Below are 17,120 nucleotides of genomic sequence, written 5' to 3'. Positions count from 1 at the left end.
CTCAATTTTGATGCCAAAATGGTGTTTCGAATAAGTTTGTTGATGGAGATGCTAAGTCTCTTTCTATCATTCTTTTTGATTTGAAAGCCTTTCTTCCAGACTCAATTGCAAGCTTAAATGCACTAGCCATAAGCATAGGATCTCCTGCCAAAGCAACTGCACTATTTAATAAAACTCCATCATAGCCCATTTCCATAACTTCACATGCCTGAGACGGAACACCTATACCAGCATCAACTATTAGCTTAATATCATGAAAACGCTCTCTTAACACTTTTAATGCATATGGATTAACAAGCCCTTTACCACTACCAATTGGTGCAGCCCAAGGCATCAACACCTTACATCCGACATCTATCAAATATTTAGCAACTACTAAATCATCCGTAGTATAAGGAAAAACATAAAAACCTCTTTTTATGAGCTCCCTACAGGCCTTAACTAATTCAATAGTATCTGGCTGAAGATTATAGTCATCACCAATTACTTCAACTTTTATAAAATTTGTTTCAAATATCTCTCTAGATACTTCCGCTATTTCAATTGCCTCATTAGCATTCCTGCAACCAGCCGTATTTGGTAAAAACTTACACCCTGTCTCGCTTAGCTTATCCCAGAACTGATTCCGAAGCTTATTATTCGTGACTGATTTTTTTAAAGATATTGTTAGTAATTGAGCCTCTGACGCACAAATTGATTTAAGCATTACATCAAAATTTGGATACAGTGCTGTACCAATAATAAATCTTGAATGAAACTTTTCACCGTACAAATCAAGCATTTAATTATCCTCCTTGCATTGGTTGTATAGTTACAACAGTATCTTCATTATTTAAAAAAGTATTTTTATAATTATTCTTAGCAACAAACTTATTATTAACCATTACAGCAAAACATGCCTGTTCAAATTTCTGACCTTTTAGTAACTCATGAATATTTAGACTATCCTCAAGTTCTAATTTTTTTTGATTGAAAATAATATGCATAACTTAACCCCTAAATATTATTAAACTGCTGTATTGCTTCATTAGCTAATGCTGGTGCAAATAAATATCCATGGCGTGATAATCCATTTAAATATGTAATATTTCCAACATTCTCTAATATAGGTTTATCATTAATACTAACAGGGCGAACATTAGTTAAAGTCTTTATAATCCTAGCTTCAGCAAAGCGTTTATCAATTACCATTAAAGAACTAAGTAGCTCTAAAGCACCTTGAACTGAAATTCTTGAATAATCTTCAGCTTCGACAGACGTAGCCCCTATATAAAAAATACCATTCCCTCTCGGAATCAAATAAATAGAGTGACGAGGATGTAATAATCTAATTACACTATTTAATTTAATACTTGTATTTCTTACAATTAATGCTTCTCCTCTAACACCGTATAATGTACTTAGCTGAGGATTTGGAAAACCTGTACAATCAAATACTTGCTGGTAATTTTTACCTAAATTATTAGTACAAAAATCTTCTTTTGATAACCTAAACGTTTTTATATTTTTATATTTCTCAAAAAATTGATCAGATAGTTTTAAAAAAGTCGCAACATTAACTAGAGCTTCATTAAGTTTTATTACACTATCATTAATAGTACTAGATAAGTTTAACTCCTGCTCATTACAAAAAACATCTTGTTTATCACAAACATCAAAATCTAGCTGAGCCTTTTGATATAAAGATTTAGATAGTTTATCAACTCTTAGATTAATATTTCTAATAGCAAGATCTAACTCTTGCTTATCATGATTATAAGCTATTACATAAGTATGTGATTTTTTAACAAAGTTAATTGTTGTAGATAAATAATTATTAATAAAATCATTTAACTTACTCCATAGATCAAAACTATTATAACCTATCTCATAAGTATGCTTTTCACAGCTAATAAGCTCTGATAGCGGCGACAACATCCCACCGGCACAGTAACTACAACTTCGCTTATAACTGCTATTTTTATCATATATATCAATCCCAAGGCTTGGATAATTCTCAGCTAAGGTTATTGCTAAGGCTCGACCCATAACACCAGAACCTAGAACTGCTACATTACTCATCTGTGTACTTTAGGTTTTTTAGGTCTTGAGAAAGTTTCATAGAACAGAAACTAGGACCACACATTGAACAAAAATGTGCAAACTTGTGCCCTTCTTTAGGTAATGTTTGATCATGGAAATATCTAGCTTTTTCAGGGTCAAGTCCTAAATTAAACTGATCATCCCATCTAAATTCAAATCTGGCTTTGGATAATGCATTATCTCTAATTTGTACACCAGGGAAGCCTTTAGCAAGATCTGCAGCATGAGCAGCTAGTTTGTAGGTAACAATACCTTCTCTAACGTCATCTTTATTCGGCAAACCAAGATGCTCTTTTGGTGTTACATAACATAACATTGCAGTACCATACCAAGCTATTTGTGCTGCACCTATTGCAGATGTAATATGATCATACCCAGGAGCTATATCTGTAACTAATGGTCCTAAAGTATAAAATGGTGCTTCAAAGCAATCTTTTAGTTCATACTCTATATTTTCCTTAATAAGCTGCATCGGAACATGTCCTGGACCTTCTATCATAACTTGAACATCATGCTTCCAAGCTATTTTTGTTAATTCGCCAAGAGTTCTTAATTCAGACAATTGAGCACTATCATTTGCATCATTTATAGATCCAGGTCTTAAGCCATCACCAAGTGAAAAACTAATATCGTATGCTTTCATAATTTCACAAATTTCTTCAAAATTAGTATATAAAAAATTCTCTTGATTATGATGTAAGCACCATTTGGCCATAATTGACCCACCACGTGAAACAATACCTGTAATTCTATTACTAGCTAATGTTATAAATGCTTTTCTAACTCCAGCATGGATTGTAAAATAACTAACTCCTTGTTCTGCTTGCTCAATCAACGTATCTCTATAGATTTCCCAAGTCAGAGCTTCAACTTTACCATTAACTTTTTCCAATGCTTGATAAATTGGAACGGTACCTATAGGTACCGGACTATTTCTAATAATCCACTCTCGTGTTTGATGAATGTTTTTTCCTGTTGAGAGATCCATTACAGTATCAGCACCCCATTTTATAGCTATGACCATTTTCTCAACCTCTTCTAACATTGATGATGTCACGGCCGATGTTCCAATATTTGCATTAACTTTGACTAAAAAATTTCTACCTATAATCATAGGTTCCAGCTCTGGATGATTAATATTAGCTGGGATAATAGCTCTTCCAGCAGCTATCTCATCACGGACAAATTCTGGAGTAATTTCTTTTTGGATATTTGCACCAAAAGATACTCCTTGATGTTGATTTTTATACTCACTATCAAGATGTAAATTTGCTCTTAAGATATTCTCTCTAATTGCAACATAGTGCATCTCCGGAGTTATAACTCCCTTTTTAGCATAATGCATCTGTGAGACATTATTGCCAATTTTAGCTTTAAAAGGAATATGCCTATTTTTAAAATTCAACTTTTCTTCTTTAGATTGAGAATTTGTATATTCTGAAGAAAAACTATCTAACTGATTTATATCTTTGCTTTGCTTAAGCCAATCAAGCCTATGCCTAAGCAAGCCTTTTTCTATATCAACAGGATTTGTTGAAGAGTATTCTCCAGAAGTATCATAAATATAGATTTCTGGATTACTGTTAATATTACCATTTATATTAGTATCAGATTGTATGATTTTCCTAAAAGGAACTTTTATTGGTTTATTTGGATATTCAATGTAACATTTCTCAGAACTTGCATATTCTATAGATAATGTCGATTTTTCCGTATTAGTTTGAATATCTTGATTTTTAGAGTTAGTCATTTTCATCTCCTATTATTTCAATTCAAACTAGTATAGGTAGATGAGTATTAAGAATATAACTGGATATAGCTATCGATAAAAATAGTTACAACCCAAAAATCAAATTACACTTCCTACACTAGTACTAACTAGATCAGGTTCAAAGGGTTGGAAAATCCTCTCAGCACAGCTTAATAAGCTACGCGCCCCCGTGTTGTCACGGATAAAGTAAATATGATATTTAAGTCTATGTCAAGAAAGAAGATAGTAAAAATTATAAAAGTTCTATCAAGAATCCAAACTAACTATTTCAAGATATTGCATTTGTGTTTGTAAAAACCTTTCTCCAACTGATTTAAATTTTACTGGAATATCTGTAACGTAAAATCTATATTCTGGCTCAACTTTAAATGTATTTAAGATTTTTTTATCTACGAGTAAATCGTATAATATTTGGCTAGCTTGTAATGAAGGATCTATTAAATCAACATTCAGTATTTTTGATATACTTTGCTTAATGATTGGATAATGCGTACAACCTAAAATTAACGCTTCTATATTTTTATCAGTAAAATAATCAAGGTATTGCTTTGCAACTAATTCAACTATTTGACCCTTTACAAAGCCCTCTTCTATCATTGAAACAAATAAACCACAAGATGTACTATAAACTTCCGCTAAAGGGTTATTTTTATGTATTTGTAAAGCATATGCATTACTATTTATAGTTGCTGGTGTTGCGATAACACCTATATTATTCAAATTTTTGACTAAACTCACGCCTGCGCTTATTACGTCTATAACAGGAATATCTTTAGCAATATCTTGAACAATATCTTTAGCAAGAGCTGATATTGTATTACAAGCGATTATTATTGCTTTAACTTCCTGCTCAATTAGAAACTTTGCTGTTTGAGCAGCAAATTTTTGTATAGTAGCTCGTGATTTAGTGCCATATGGAATTCTAGCAATATCACCAAAATAAATAATATTCTCATTCGGTAATATTTGCATTAAATTTTTAACGACTGTTAACCCACCTATACCAGAATCAAAGACGCCTATAGGTCTGCTATTTTGCATTATTTTTTCTCAAGCTTTCTAATAATTTTCTTACGTGAGCGCGATGGAATTTTCTCGAGATATTCTTCTTTAGCTTTAATAAAAGGCAATAAGCTCTTCAAAGGCAATACCGCCTGGTTTGCATCATCAGCAATAAAATTCTCACTTAATTGGGCATCGTCATTTGCAAATATAACAATAGTTATAACAGGTATACCTTTTATATAAATTCTTTGCTTATACAGATAAGTTTGCAATACCTTTTTCTGGGCAAAAGTTTGTCTAATTGGATTTTTTATAGTTTTTGCATAGATTTTATTATTTTGTGAAGTTTTTGAAACTTGCCATCTCTCAGCCATATTTTCAACTTGGATATAACCTCGGTTATTTTTTACTTCAACAATATATATACCTTTACGTGATATTACTATAAAGTCTAGCTCTCGATTCCCTACTGTAGATTTTTGATCTGGCAAAATAACCCTGTTAAATAATACAAAACTATTGTCCAAATTTTTCAACTCATCTAAAACAGCTGTTTCACCTTCTGCACCAGAGATAATAATATCAACAGGATTATCATCCTTTGTTATCAAAAAGAAAAATACAAATAATATAACAGCCAAAGTAATTCCTATTTGTAGTGATTGAGTTACAAATTCAACATTCCCTAAATATAAATCAACACCAACAATTAAACCACACAGAATAATTGATGAATATAAACTTTTTTTTGCCCTGATCAAATAGTTTCTTAACCTTGCCCAAGTAAAACGCAAAAAAAGCCGATTCTTTTTTAATTTACTTTCTACTGCCATAATATAATAATTACTTCTTGTCTTTAAAAATTATAAATTAATAATTTTTTGCTTTATTTCAGATATCTTGTCTCTAATTAAGGTTGCTTGTTCAAACTCTAGATCTCTTGCATGAACACGCATGCGTTTTTCCAAAGCTTTTATAACCTTATTTGCCTCTGTCATACCTAGTATAGCCGAAACATCCACATCATCAACCTTTAAACGCAAATTATTTTTATATGCTCTTTTTTGCATCTCTGGTGAACTATCAAGCATATTATCAATATTTTTAATAATAGTTTTAGGTGTAATATTATGTTTTTTATTATATTCATCCTGAAGCTGGCGGCGGCGAAGAGTCTCATCCATAGCTTTTTTCATTGATTTGGTAACTACATCGGCATATAAAATCGCACGACCATTTTGGTTTCTTGCAACCCTACCTATAGTTTGTATGAGTGATTTCTCAGAGCGTAAAAAGCCTTCCTTATCTGCGTCAAATATAAGTAGCACACCAACTTCTGGCATATCTAAACCTTCTCTTAAAAGATTTATCCCTACAAGTACATCAAAAACTCCATGGCGCAAATCATGAATGATTTGAACGCGCTCAACTGTATCTATATCTGAGTGTAGATACCTAACATTCGCACCGTGTTCAGATAAATATTCAGTAAGATTTTCAGCCATTTTCTTGGTTAAAGTTGTAATTAATATCCTTTCTCCTTTCGCAATTGCTTTATTTATCTCTGACAAAGCATCTTCGACTTGTATGGCAACCGGACGTACAAAAAGCTCTGGATCAAGTAATCCTGTTGGGCGAATGATTTGTTCTACAATATTTTCAGACTTATCTAGCTCATAATTTGCTGGTGTCGCTGATACATAAACTGTCTGAGGTAAAAGATTCTCAAATTCATCAAACTTTAAAGGCCTATTATCTAAAGCAGATAGTAATCTAAAACCATAGTTTACAAGGTTTGATTTACGCGATAAATCACCTTTATACATGCCCCCAAATTGAGGTAATGTCGCATGAGATTCATCAACTATAACTAAAGCATTTTTTGGCAAATAATCTATTAATGTGGGTGGGGGATCACCTGGATTTCGACCAGACAATAGTCTTGAATAATTCTCAATACCAGTACAATAGCCAAGTTCTTGAATCATTTCGATATCATATTTTGTTCTTTGCTCTATTCTCTGAGCTTCAAGAAGCTTGCCCTCTTCTTCAAAATATTTAACTCTTTCTTTTAACTCTTCTTTTATTTGCTCTATTACTATTCCTTTACGTTCTTTAGATGCAACATAGTGAGTACTCGGAAATATAGTTGCTCTATGTATCAACTTAATTTTTTTAGATGTTAGTGAATCAATTAGACTAATTGTCTCTATTTCATCATCAAAAAATTCTACTCTAATTGCATCTTTCTCAGAATCTGCTGGAAAAATATCTAATATCTCACCTCTGACACGAAAACTGCCCCGGCTAAAATCCATATCATTACGTGAGTATTGCATTTCAATCAATTTTGTCTGAGCTTTTTTAAGTCCTGGCTCTTCACCTACCTTTAGGTGCAAAAGCATTTGCATATATTGCTCAGGGTCACCCAAGCCATAAATAGCAGAAACTGTCGCTATAATAATTACATCATTACGCTCCAAAATAGCTTTAGTAGCAGATAACCTCATTTGCTCAATATGCTCATTTACAGATGAATCTTTTTCTATATATGTATCTGATGCTGCCATATATGCCTCTGGCTGATAATAATCATAATAAGAAACAAAATACTCAACTGCATTATCAGGAAAATACTGCTTAAACTCAGAATATAGTTGCGCTGCTAGAGTTTTATTATGAGCAACAATCAAACATGGTTTTTGAGTTTGTTGAATAACATTTGCCATTGTATACGTTTTACCAGAGCCAGTAACTCCTAATAGAACTTGATGTTGTAAGCCATTATTAACTCCAGCAACCAAAGATTCTATTGCTTTAGGCTGATCTCCATTAGGACTATACTTTGTCACCAAATTAAACTTATTCATCTAAAAAAGATACTCCTCCAACTCATAAAGTAGTCCTTGTTGTTCTTCAGTTAGATCTTGATTTATACGCAAATCTTGCATTTTTTGGTAAATTTCAGGTAAAGATTTACGAACTTTACCACGATGATCTACTAATAACTCATCATTATCTAAACTAACAATCTTATTTAAATATTCCTGAAACTCCATTTGTGCTTTTTCTGGAAGCTTTGAAAAATCTAACCTCCCAATTATACGCACAGCTCTATCATAAAATTTGCTTGGTAATTGATTAAGCATTTGAGTTTTTTGATAAATAGGAGAAATATGAAATTTATCACAACCTCTTTCGTCAGCACTGGTCATGAAATTACTCTGATAAATAGCAGCATCCACATCAATATTTTTAATTTCTGGATATTTATACTCTAATACATAATCAACAAAATTAACAAAAATTTCAGGATTGCTTTTTATAAATTTTTTATTTTCTTTTATAAGCTCTAATCTCTCTTGTGGCAGTTTACCAACAAAACGAGTTTTAGCTGGTAAAATTAATGGAGTATCACCCCATTTTTTGTTTATTGTTAAGCGCCAATGCTCAGCCTCTAAACTGCCATACTCTTCTATAAACTCGCTAAAAAGATGGCCATCTAATCGCAAAAATATTTCTTGATTCTTATAGTGCCTATGCTGACCTAGGTCTAATATAGCAGAGATGAAATTATTTTTAGACCCAAAGATACCGCTTACCGCTATAGCTTGCTTATATTTTAGGCTCTCCATTTCTATACCAACATCTAACTGTACTAAGGTATTTTCATCATTTTGTTTGCTAAATTTATCCAACAAAAATTGCCACATTTGAGGGTTTGATAATTTTAATTTTTTAGCTAGTTCTACAGTTACAATTACATCTGTAATAGCATCATGAGCTCTACCACCGCTATAAAAACTATTTTCTTGATTTAAATTTTCTAATTTTAAGGATATTTTTTCTTGGCCTTCATCATCCTGAACTTTAGGCCATTTTAATCCCTGCTTAAAAAAGGCACTATAACAAGCAACTATAGGAAACAAATCAGCTCTATGGCAGTTATTTTTAAACTGATGACTATACGGAGGCAACATATTTTTATAAAAAGCAAATCTTAAAAACTCATCATCAAAACTAAGAGTATTATAGCCGATACTTATAGTACCTGGAGTATTTATTATTTTATGAATCTTTCGAATAGCATCATATTCAGGTATCCCGGTATTTGCTTGAGCAATAGAAATATGATGAATAATTGTTGCCATCGGTGAAGGAGTTGTATCAGGGTTTAATTTAACAAAAAAATTAAACCTTTGAACTTCATTAAAATCCAAATCTGTTCTGATTGCAGCAAATTGTAAAACTTGATCAAAAGAATTATTTATACCACTTGTCTCTAAGTCATAGAACAAGAAAGTCTGATTATCAAACATAATATTATTTAGAGTTTCTTTAACTTATTTTAATTCTAGAATTTTAACATATTTTTATAGATATCAGTTAATTCAAATAACTAGCTAATCAAAGTAATTCTATTATAAATCATATTTTTTCGAACAGTCTAATTAACAAATTAAACTAAAATAAAAAAATCTTAAAAATGATACAATACTAGCAAAACTATACCAATGTTATTTATTTTAGAAAATAAAAGGAGCTACTTTATGAAACTTAAACCTTGTACTGTTAATCTATTTAATTTTTCAGATATTGATATAGAAAAATATATAAGCAACTTATTTATAGTCATATTTATTTTAATAACAGCATTTTTAGTATTACATTTGTATGTATTAAGTAGCATGTACAAGCTTGAAGTAGTAGCAGCAGATACGTTTGTTGTAACAGGCATAGTTTATCTACTAAAATATTCCATTACCTTAGGACTAATTAGAGCATTTTTAGAAATACCTGTAGTTTTAAATAAAATATACAAGTCTATACAGAAACTTGGCTGTAATTAAGCAGGCTACCTAGTTGCAGCAATTACTACTTTACAAAAGTTAATATTTTGAAATTAACTCTATATAAAAATAATTATTCTTGCAATATGATGTACCCTACTTCCAGTTGTTCTTTTGATTTAACTTTCTAGCTTTAAAGATATTTTTTTGACCCTCCTCAGCTAAACCAAAATCATTACAGCCAATATTTATAGCTGCTGGAGTATTACTTTATTAATTTTGCTAATAGCACCATATCAGATATTCCAGTATTTGCTTAAGCAATAAAAAGATGATGAGCAATTATTACCATTAACGAAGGAGTTATCAACATCACTAATTTCTATAACTTATAAAATAAGAAAGTCTGATTATCAAATAGTTATGTCTAAACTTTTAATTAATTCGGAAATTTTCTTAAAATTTTTAACACAATATTTATAATGAATTATCAAAAATTAAAAGCTGACATAAAGTTGTTATATGAATCTTGCTCTTGGTTCCCTGCAGACTCTGGAGGCTTATTAGCCATTTCTAAGCTAAGATTCCTAATCATATTTTTATACGGATAAGAATTAAAATTAGACTTAGTATAAAAAGCTATATCATAGCCCATGGCTATAGCCCAGGGATCTATTATTACGTACTCACCTCCCCAATAACTGATGTCATCTAAATAATTTCTATTTCGTAGATTCCCATTATAGCTATGGTTTCTACCCACTATAATAAAAATATGATTAGAATAAGCAACTATCTCTATTAAAGGAGCTTCTGCCAAACGTCCACTACTTATAATATGAGCCGCAGCATAAGCAAAAGTAGTACATACTCCAGATTTTCTATTTCTAACACTATCGTATGCTTTATTAAGGAGATTACTATCCCAAGAAACATTTCTCTGTTTTAACAAAACAAATTGAAAATCATATTTAGCATTTGTCGAGATATCTGCTTTTTCTAATATAACTGTTTTCTTACTTGGGTTTATACAACCTATGAATGTTCGAGCATCATTACTAGTATAATCTGAAAATTCAAGTAAGTCTTTTTCGAAAGATCTAACAAAATCAATAGGTTTCATTTCTGTTTTATTTCTGTTTTATTTCTGTTTTATTTCTGTTTCTATTATAAAAAAATATTGTAAAAAAAATATGACTTAAATGTATACCATTTGTAATTACTCATTATAAAAATCAAAATTATTAAGCGGGCTGCCTTGTTGCAGCAATTACTACTTCACGAATGTTAATATTTTGAGGCTGACTGTACATAAATATAGCTGTTCTTGCAATATCATCTGCAACTAATACACCACCCATAGACTCTTTCCAACTCTCATAATCTTCTTTAATTTTATCAGAAGTTGTATGGCTTAGAAGTTCAGTTTCAACAGCTCCAGGACAGATTGTCATAACTCGTACATTATCATCAGCTACTTCTTCACGTACATTTTCGCTCATTGAAGAAACTGCAAACTTTGTACCAACATATGCTGCATGATTTGGGAATGATTTTTTACCAGCGATAGAACTTACATTTATAATTGTTCCACTTTTCCTAGTTTTCATATCACCTAATACTGCTTGCATACCATTAAGTAAAGCTAAAACATTTACATCATACATTTTTTGCCACTCAATTGAGTCTTGAGTATCAATCTGACCAAGAAGCATTAATCCTGCATTATTTACTAAACAATCAACTGGTCCATACTCAGCTTCAGCTTCTTTTATTGCATTTTTTAAAGCTTGTGAATCTGTTACATCAACTTTACGAATAATTGTATTTGGTAAGTTTAACTCTTGTATTTTCTCTATCCTTCTACCAATAAGTAAAAGCGAGTATCCATCATCTGAAAAACGCTTAGCAATTGCTGCACCTATTCCTGAACTTGCTCCTGTTATTACTACTAATGATTTAGTCATTTTATTTCTCCTTTTTAATTAATATAATTTGTATCGTTTCGTTGATTGTAAATTCTATAGAAAATCATTAGACTAATAAACACCTATAATCATAAAACATTGTTATAGTATAATGAACAATATAGGATGGAGAGGTCTACACTCTTTTATTCATGTAGCGGAACAACAAAGCTTCACTAAGGCCGCTGATATACTTGGTATAGCCAAATCAAACCTTAGCCAAAGCATTAAAGATTTAGAAAATCAGTTAAAAGTTCAACTTTTATATAGAAGTACTCGACATGTCCGACTTACAGAAATAGGACAAGAATATTATAAAAGATGTAAAAAAGCTATTAATGATTTAGACATAGCTACACAAATTGCTACTCAAGAAAATAATGAATTAAATGGAACTATAAAAATAAATTGTGTTGGAGGAATTCTTGGCGAAGATGTTATAGCGCCAATACTACTTGAGTTCCAGCAGCAGCATCCAAATATAAATATACATTTAGATTTTTCAAGTAATCGAATCAATCTTTTAGATAGTGATTATGATTTGGTCATTCGTATGGGTAGCCTGCCTGACTCTAACTTAATAATTTCAGCATTGCGAAAAGTTTCAACCAAGTATGTTGCGAGCAGTGATTTTATAAAACAATATGGTCAAATAATAGACCCAAGGCAACTAGAAAACATTCCATTAATTTATGGAAGTGTTAAGCAATGGTCTTTAATCTCAGGTAAAGATAATTATACTTTACACATTCATAACAATAGCATTCATGTAGCTAATGGTAGAGTAATGAAACAAGCCACTTTACTAGGTTTAGGAGTTACTCGATTAGTAGATATTTATGTAGATTCTGACATTAAAAATAAAAATCTCGTTGAAATACTACCAGAGTATGCTGAAACTACTCAGTTATCTATAGTATCCTTACCAGTAAAATATCAGCTCAAAAGAATAAACCTTCTAATAAAATATATAAAACAGCATTTTAATGAGAGGTATAATAAATTTTGAATGAGATAAGCTATATTGGATATTAGCTGTATCTATATCAGAAATGACAATACTTAAACTTATACAACAACTCTTATATGTTACTTGATATTTTTTAATGAAAAATATATTATTAAATTGTAAAATGTAAAAAGTTACCAATAACAAATGAGGTAAATTAAAATGAAAAAAGTAATCGTTGCAACATTTATAACACTTTTATTATCATCATGTTATACAAAATATCAACCTGATCCTGGTTCAACAGATACTCAAGGTTCAACAGGTGTTCAAAGTTATGATACAGCAGGTAAGTAATATGAAAAAAGTACTTATAACTTTAATAGCTGTGTTACTTTTGAGCTCTTGTGCTTCTGAAAAACAATGTCCTAAAGCAAAAGATTCAAATGGGAAGGATACCCTAGATTTACTCCACTGTAGCACCAAAACAAAATTACTAGGCTTCATACCTCTAAACTAAACTTTATTCAAATGAGTTTAAGAGGCAATGCTAATCTTTATGGGTTAATCTTTGATATCTAACTGTTATTTGCTTAAAATTTCTTTTAATTTTCTCTCTAGTATATTCATTCATGTCATTGTATAAATCAGGCACATAATTTTCTTTTTTGAGATCTAAAACACGATAACTTCTTAAACTTAGTAACAACTCATCCATAAGTAACAGAACTCTTTTACATTCACGATAATTTTCCTTGCTCAGAAACTCATACTTTGCATCATATAACAAATCATTTAGTTTAATGCTTCTTTCTATCAGTGGCATAATTTCACGGTTTGATATGGTTTTATCTATATTACTAACTATATTTTTTAATCGTAAATAAGACTCTTCCATCTCTTTAACAACAATATGTAAAAACTTACTCCCTCGAGTAATATATGTAACTAATACAATACTCGATGTTCCAATCAAAATACATAATATCCTAGCTAGAAAAGTATATTTATTCCAACTTTCTAACAAACCAAAAAACATCACAATATAGATATGAATAAAAAACACACTAGTAGCATAATTTAAAAATGCCGTATACATGTTCAGACAAAGCCCTACAATACATAAAATAGCTACTATAAGAAAATAAAAATCTCCATGAATATCTTTCTGTATCAAAAAAAGTATTGCTGATCCAAATGATGTCCCTAAAATACAAAACATAATTATATACTTTGCTCTTGTATATATCACATTTGTACTGCTGCTTACTGATACACTTACTATAGCAATTACTACCCAGTATATTCTTACTAAAAACTCATCTTGACCTATTAAAGTAAAAAGCATATAAGAAAATGATAAGCCTAGAGCTGTAGCTATCAAAACTCTTATAGATAATAAGGTTGTATCAGATAAATTAAATCTGATTTTCAATAATTTCAAAGTAAGCCTCTTTTATATTTTGCAAGCCAATTAGCATATTTTCTAACAGTAAAATACTATCAAATAGTAGTTTAGTTTTATTTCTATTATTAAGATACTTACTTGTATAAAAAATTTTAAAATCAGACTGTAATTCTATCACTTTTGTTATTTTTCTATCTAATATTTTTTCATCATAAGCTGTATAGTTAGTTAATATAATAGTCTCTTTAAATATCTTTTCTAACTTATTTATAAGGGCTTGTTCTTCTTTTGTTTCATTAAATGCTAAATTCAAGTATTTCAAACTAATTTTTTTATAGCTAAGTATAAACTTCTCAAACAATCTATTTAAAAGTATTATATTGTGACAAAAATACCTCCAATATTCATGATCTGCTCTTTTTAAAGACATAAGCCCGTGATTCTGTAAAGAAATAACTGTTTTCATTTTTTCTTGGCTAAATTTTATTATTTTATCTTTTGTAAAATTCCGGTATTTCACATTCTCAAACTCTTCAATATAACTCTTATTGAAAGTTTTAAAAAAACTGTTAATTATTACTCGTATTTCACTATAATTCATAACTTTATATCGATTTATAATCAATATATAAAAAGCAATAACAATCAATAATGCTAGAAAAGTAAACTCAATATGCTTATCAGCCTCCAAGGGAAACCTAAAAAAACAAATACTCATCATAATAACTAGCATAACTGGAAAAATTAAAAAAGCTTCTCCAAACCTACGAATCCAAAATGCTATAAATATAATAGGTAGAAATAATAAAATCTTTTTCTCTAAAATTACATATACATATGGTGAGATATTTATTGCTACCATAGAAGAGAATACATATAAAAAAAATGCCTTCTTCTTTGATTCAATACTTCCTGTTAATATAGCAGCCGTCATATTAGCTATAAACAAAATCTCTAAGATTATAACATTTTTGTTTACTTCTAAAAAAATTGTTATCGTTAAGAAAGCAAATAGTATTAATGCTGATTTTAATGCTGCATTACGAAAAACTCTAGTAGGATCCTGATCTGCATATTTATGATAAATTTCACCAAGCTTAAATATCATAGATCTACTTTTAAAAACTAAAAACGTATTTCAAATTATATTGCAAAACTTAGGCAATTAATATCACCAAGGTAGTTATTTTTAGAATAAAATGTAGTAAAATCTTAATTGATGAAAATAATATTAAGAAGTGTTTATACTTAGATATGATTTATGGTAATACTTATGATGTTATTGTTGTTGGTGGTGGTCATGCCGGTGTTGAGGCCGCTGATGCTTCAGCAAGAATAGGCGCAAAAACTCTTTTACTGACACATAATGTTGATACTATTGGCCAGATGTCATGCAACCCTGCTATTGGAGGCATCGGCAAGGGTCATCTAGTCAAAGAAATAGATGCTATGGGTGGTATCATGGCAAAAGCTATTGATATGTCTGGTATCCAATTTAGAACTCTTAACTCCCGCAAAGGCCCTGCAGTTAGAGCAACTAGAGCACAAGCAGATAGAGTATTATATAAAAAGGCCATAAATTCTTTAATTAATAACCAGAAAAACTTAGAAATTTTCCAAGACTCTGTTGATGATCTTGTTGTTAAAAACAATATTATAACAGGTGTTATAACAAAAATAGGGATTACATTTAAAGCTAAAAAAGTAATTCTAACTGTTGGTACCTTCCTTGGTGGCAGAATCCATATTGGTAAAGTCTCTAAATCAGGAGGTCGTGCAGGGGATCAACCATCTAATGCTTTAGCAGAACGTTTAAGAGCATTACCTTTTAGAGTTGATAGACTTAAAACTGGGACTCCTCCACGCATAGATAGAAGGTCTGTTGATTTTAGTGTGATGGATGCCCAACATGGTGATAACCCAGCGCCCTATTTTTCATTTTTTTCAAAAGGTAAAATAAGTCACCCTGAACAGATACCTTGTCACATAACTTATACAAACCCAAAAATGCATGAAATTATAACAAGTAATCTTGATAAATCTGCCATGTATAGTGGCTTAATAGAAGGAATTGGTCCTCGTTATTGTCCGTCTATAGAAGATAAGGTTGTGAGATTTGCAGATAAAGATAGACATCAAATTTTTGTTGAACCAGAGGGATTAAATAGCATAGAACTATATCCAAATGGCCTATCAACAAGTCTTCCTTTTGAAGTTCAATGTGAATATATTCGCTCAATTAAAGGTTTTGAAAAAGCTTTAATTATGCGTCCAGGGTATGCAATTGAGTATGATTATTTTGATCCAAGAGACTTAAAACCAACTTTAGAAACTAAATATATCCAAAATTTATACTTTGCTGGACAAATTAATGGTACTACAGGTTATGAGGAAGCAGGAGCACAAGGTCTTGTTGCAGGAATTAATGCTGCCATAAGTCTTGATAGTGATAAATTTTGGTACCCTACTCGTGCTGATAGTTATATTGGTGTACTAATTGATGATCTTATTACCAAAGGAACAAAAGAACCATATAGAATGTTCACATCTCGTGCAGAATATAGACTTATTCTACGTGAAGATAATGCTGATTTACGCTTATCAAATATTGCCTGCGAACTAGACCTTTTAAATAATGAAGATCAAAAATATTTTCTTAATAAGAGAAATTCTATTAACGAAAATATAAAGATGATGAAAAACACTTGGATAGGACCTCAAACACAGAAAGCTCGCGACTTAGAAAAATTTTTAGATAAAAAAATGACTAGAGAGAGCACTCTTTTTGACTTATTAAAACGTCCTGAACTAAACTATAAAAAATTACAACAAATACCTGAAATAAACTTAGATTTAAATAATTCTGCTGTAATCGAACAAATAGAAATTTCAGCTAAATATTCAGGATATATAGAACGTCAAAGCAAAGATATAGCAAAGCTGGCATCCTTAGAACAAAGATCAATACCTATTGATTTTAACTATTCTCAGGTAAATGGGTTATCAAATGAGGTTTTGCAAAAATTAACTGAACAAAAACCTTCAACCTTAGGTGAAGCATCGCGAATACCAGGTATTACGCCTGCTGCTATATCTCTGTTAACTATTTACATGAAGAAAACTGGATTTATATAAATCGTAGGAGCAG

The 17,120-nt window shown here is 30.6% G+C and carries 16 protein-coding genes and 1 riboswitch; of the genes, 4 read left to right on the top strand and 12 right to left on the bottom strand.

Going from position 1 to position 17,120, the window contains the following annotated elements; translation table 11 throughout:
• Position 1: 1 nt before the first annotated feature.
• The 8 genes from CDV26_RS04010 to CDV26_RS03975 all read right to left on the bottom strand — a co-directional run bounded on the left by CDV26_RS04010 (position 2) and on the right by CDV26_RS03975 (position 9,177).
• Positions 2-781 (bottom strand): thiazole synthase, encoded by a 780-nt coding sequence (locus CDV26_RS04010; RefSeq protein WP_088772192.1) that lies wholly within the window; start codon positions 779-781, stop codon positions 2-4.
• Positions 782-785: 4 nt separating this feature from the next.
• The gene (thiS, locus tag CDV26_RS04005; protein ID WP_088772191.1) at positions 786-986 is read right to left on the bottom strand and encodes a sulfur carrier protein ThiS; all 201 of its coding nucleotides are present in this window, start codon (positions 984-986) and stop codon (positions 786-788) included.
• 10 nt (positions 987-996) lie between these two features.
• Entirely contained in the window at positions 997-2,061 is a 1,065-nt protein-coding gene (locus CDV26_RS04000; protein WP_088772190.1) for an FAD-dependent oxidoreductase, read from the bottom strand.
• Positions 2,054-3,832 carry a phosphomethylpyrimidine synthase ThiC gene (gene thiC, locus CDV26_RS03995; RefSeq protein WP_088772189.1) on the bottom strand — a complete coding sequence of 593 codons (1,779 nt, stop codon included), beginning with the start codon at positions 3,830-3,832 and terminating at the stop codon, positions 2,054-2,056. The genes CDV26_RS04000 and thiC overlap by 8 nt, the downstream gene beginning before the upstream one ends.
• Before the next feature lie 93 nt (positions 3,833-3,925).
• A riboswitch (TPP riboswitch) is annotated at positions 3,926-4,032 on the bottom strand.
• Between the two features lie 67 nt (positions 4,033-4,099).
• Entirely contained in the window at positions 4,100-4,894 is a 795-nt protein-coding gene (gene murI / locus CDV26_RS03990) for a glutamate racemase (protein ID WP_088772188.1), read from the bottom strand.
• Positions 4,894-5,691, bottom strand: a complete 798-nt coding sequence (locus CDV26_RS03985; protein WP_088772187.1) for a nuclease-related domain-containing protein — start codon at positions 5,689-5,691, stop codon at positions 4,894-4,896. The genes murI and CDV26_RS03985 overlap by 1 nt, the downstream gene beginning before the upstream one ends.
• 30 nt (positions 5,692-5,721) lie before the next feature.
• Entirely contained in the window at positions 5,722-7,728 is a 2,007-nt protein-coding gene (gene uvrB, locus CDV26_RS03980; RefSeq protein WP_088772186.1) for an excinuclease ABC subunit UvrB, read from the bottom strand.
• On the bottom strand, positions 7,729-9,177 hold the full coding sequence (locus CDV26_RS03975; protein ID WP_088772185.1) for an exodeoxyribonuclease I: 1,449 nt from the start codon (positions 9,175-9,177) through the stop codon (positions 7,729-7,731).
• 231 nt (positions 9,178-9,408) lie between these two features.
• On the opposite strand from CDV26_RS03975, the gene CDV26_RS03970 reads away from it, so the two are divergent.
• Positions 9,409-9,708, top strand: coding sequence for a hypothetical protein (locus tag CDV26_RS03970; protein WP_088772184.1), 300 nt, complete (start codon positions 9,409-9,411; stop codon positions 9,706-9,708).
• Positions 9,709-10,138: 430 nt separating this feature from the next.
• Here the strand turns inward: CDV26_RS03970 and CDV26_RS03965 are convergent, their stop codons facing one another.
• Positions 10,139-10,771, bottom strand: a complete 633-nt coding sequence (locus CDV26_RS03965) for a hypothetical protein (protein WP_088772183.1) — start codon at positions 10,769-10,771, stop codon at positions 10,139-10,141.
• Positions 10,772-10,892: 121 nt separating this feature from the next.
• On the bottom strand, positions 10,893-11,615 hold the full coding sequence (locus CDV26_RS03960) for an SDR family oxidoreductase (RefSeq protein ID WP_088772182.1): 723 nt from the start codon (positions 11,613-11,615) through the stop codon (positions 10,893-10,895).
• A 112-nt stretch (positions 11,616-11,727) separates the two neighbouring features.
• On the opposite strand from CDV26_RS03960, the gene CDV26_RS03955 reads away from it, so the two are divergent.
• Positions 11,728-12,624 carry a LysR family transcriptional regulator gene (locus CDV26_RS03955; protein WP_088772181.1) on the top strand — a complete coding sequence of 299 codons (897 nt, stop codon included), beginning with the start codon at positions 11,728-11,730 and terminating at the stop codon, positions 12,622-12,624.
• 162 nt (positions 12,625-12,786) lie between these two features.
• On the top strand, positions 12,787-12,921 hold the full coding sequence (locus CDV26_RS11975; protein ID WP_157671438.1) for a lipoprotein: 135 nt from the start codon (positions 12,787-12,789) through the stop codon (positions 12,919-12,921).
• Between the two features lie 193 nt (positions 12,922-13,114).
• On the opposite strand, the gene CDV26_RS03950 is transcribed toward CDV26_RS11975, so the two are convergent.
• Positions 13,115-14,008, bottom strand: a complete 894-nt coding sequence (locus CDV26_RS03950) for an FUSC family protein (RefSeq protein ID WP_169709711.1) — start codon at positions 14,006-14,008, stop codon at positions 13,115-13,117.
• Positions 13,983-15,080, bottom strand: coding sequence for a hypothetical protein (locus tag CDV26_RS03945; RefSeq protein ID WP_088772180.1), 1,098 nt, complete (start codon positions 15,078-15,080; stop codon positions 13,983-13,985). Before CDV26_RS03945 ends, CDV26_RS03950 begins: the two co-directional genes overlap by 26 nt.
• Before the next feature lie 146 nt (positions 15,081-15,226).
• On the opposite strand from CDV26_RS03945, the gene mnmG reads away from it, so the two are divergent.
• Complete coding sequence (gene mnmG / locus CDV26_RS03940) at positions 15,227-17,107, top strand: tRNA uridine-5-carboxymethylaminomethyl(34) synthesis enzyme MnmG (protein ID WP_088772179.1); 1,881 nt, start codon at positions 15,227-15,229, stop codon at positions 17,105-17,107.
• Positions 17,108-17,120 lie beyond the last annotated feature (13 nt).

Origin of the sequence: Francisella halioticida, from assembly GCF_002211785.1 — a bacterium.
GTDB classification, from domain to species: domain Bacteria; phylum Pseudomonadota; class Gammaproteobacteria; order Francisellales; family Francisellaceae; genus Francisella; species Francisella halioticida.
This window is presented reverse-complemented; position numbering and strand designations above follow the sequence as displayed.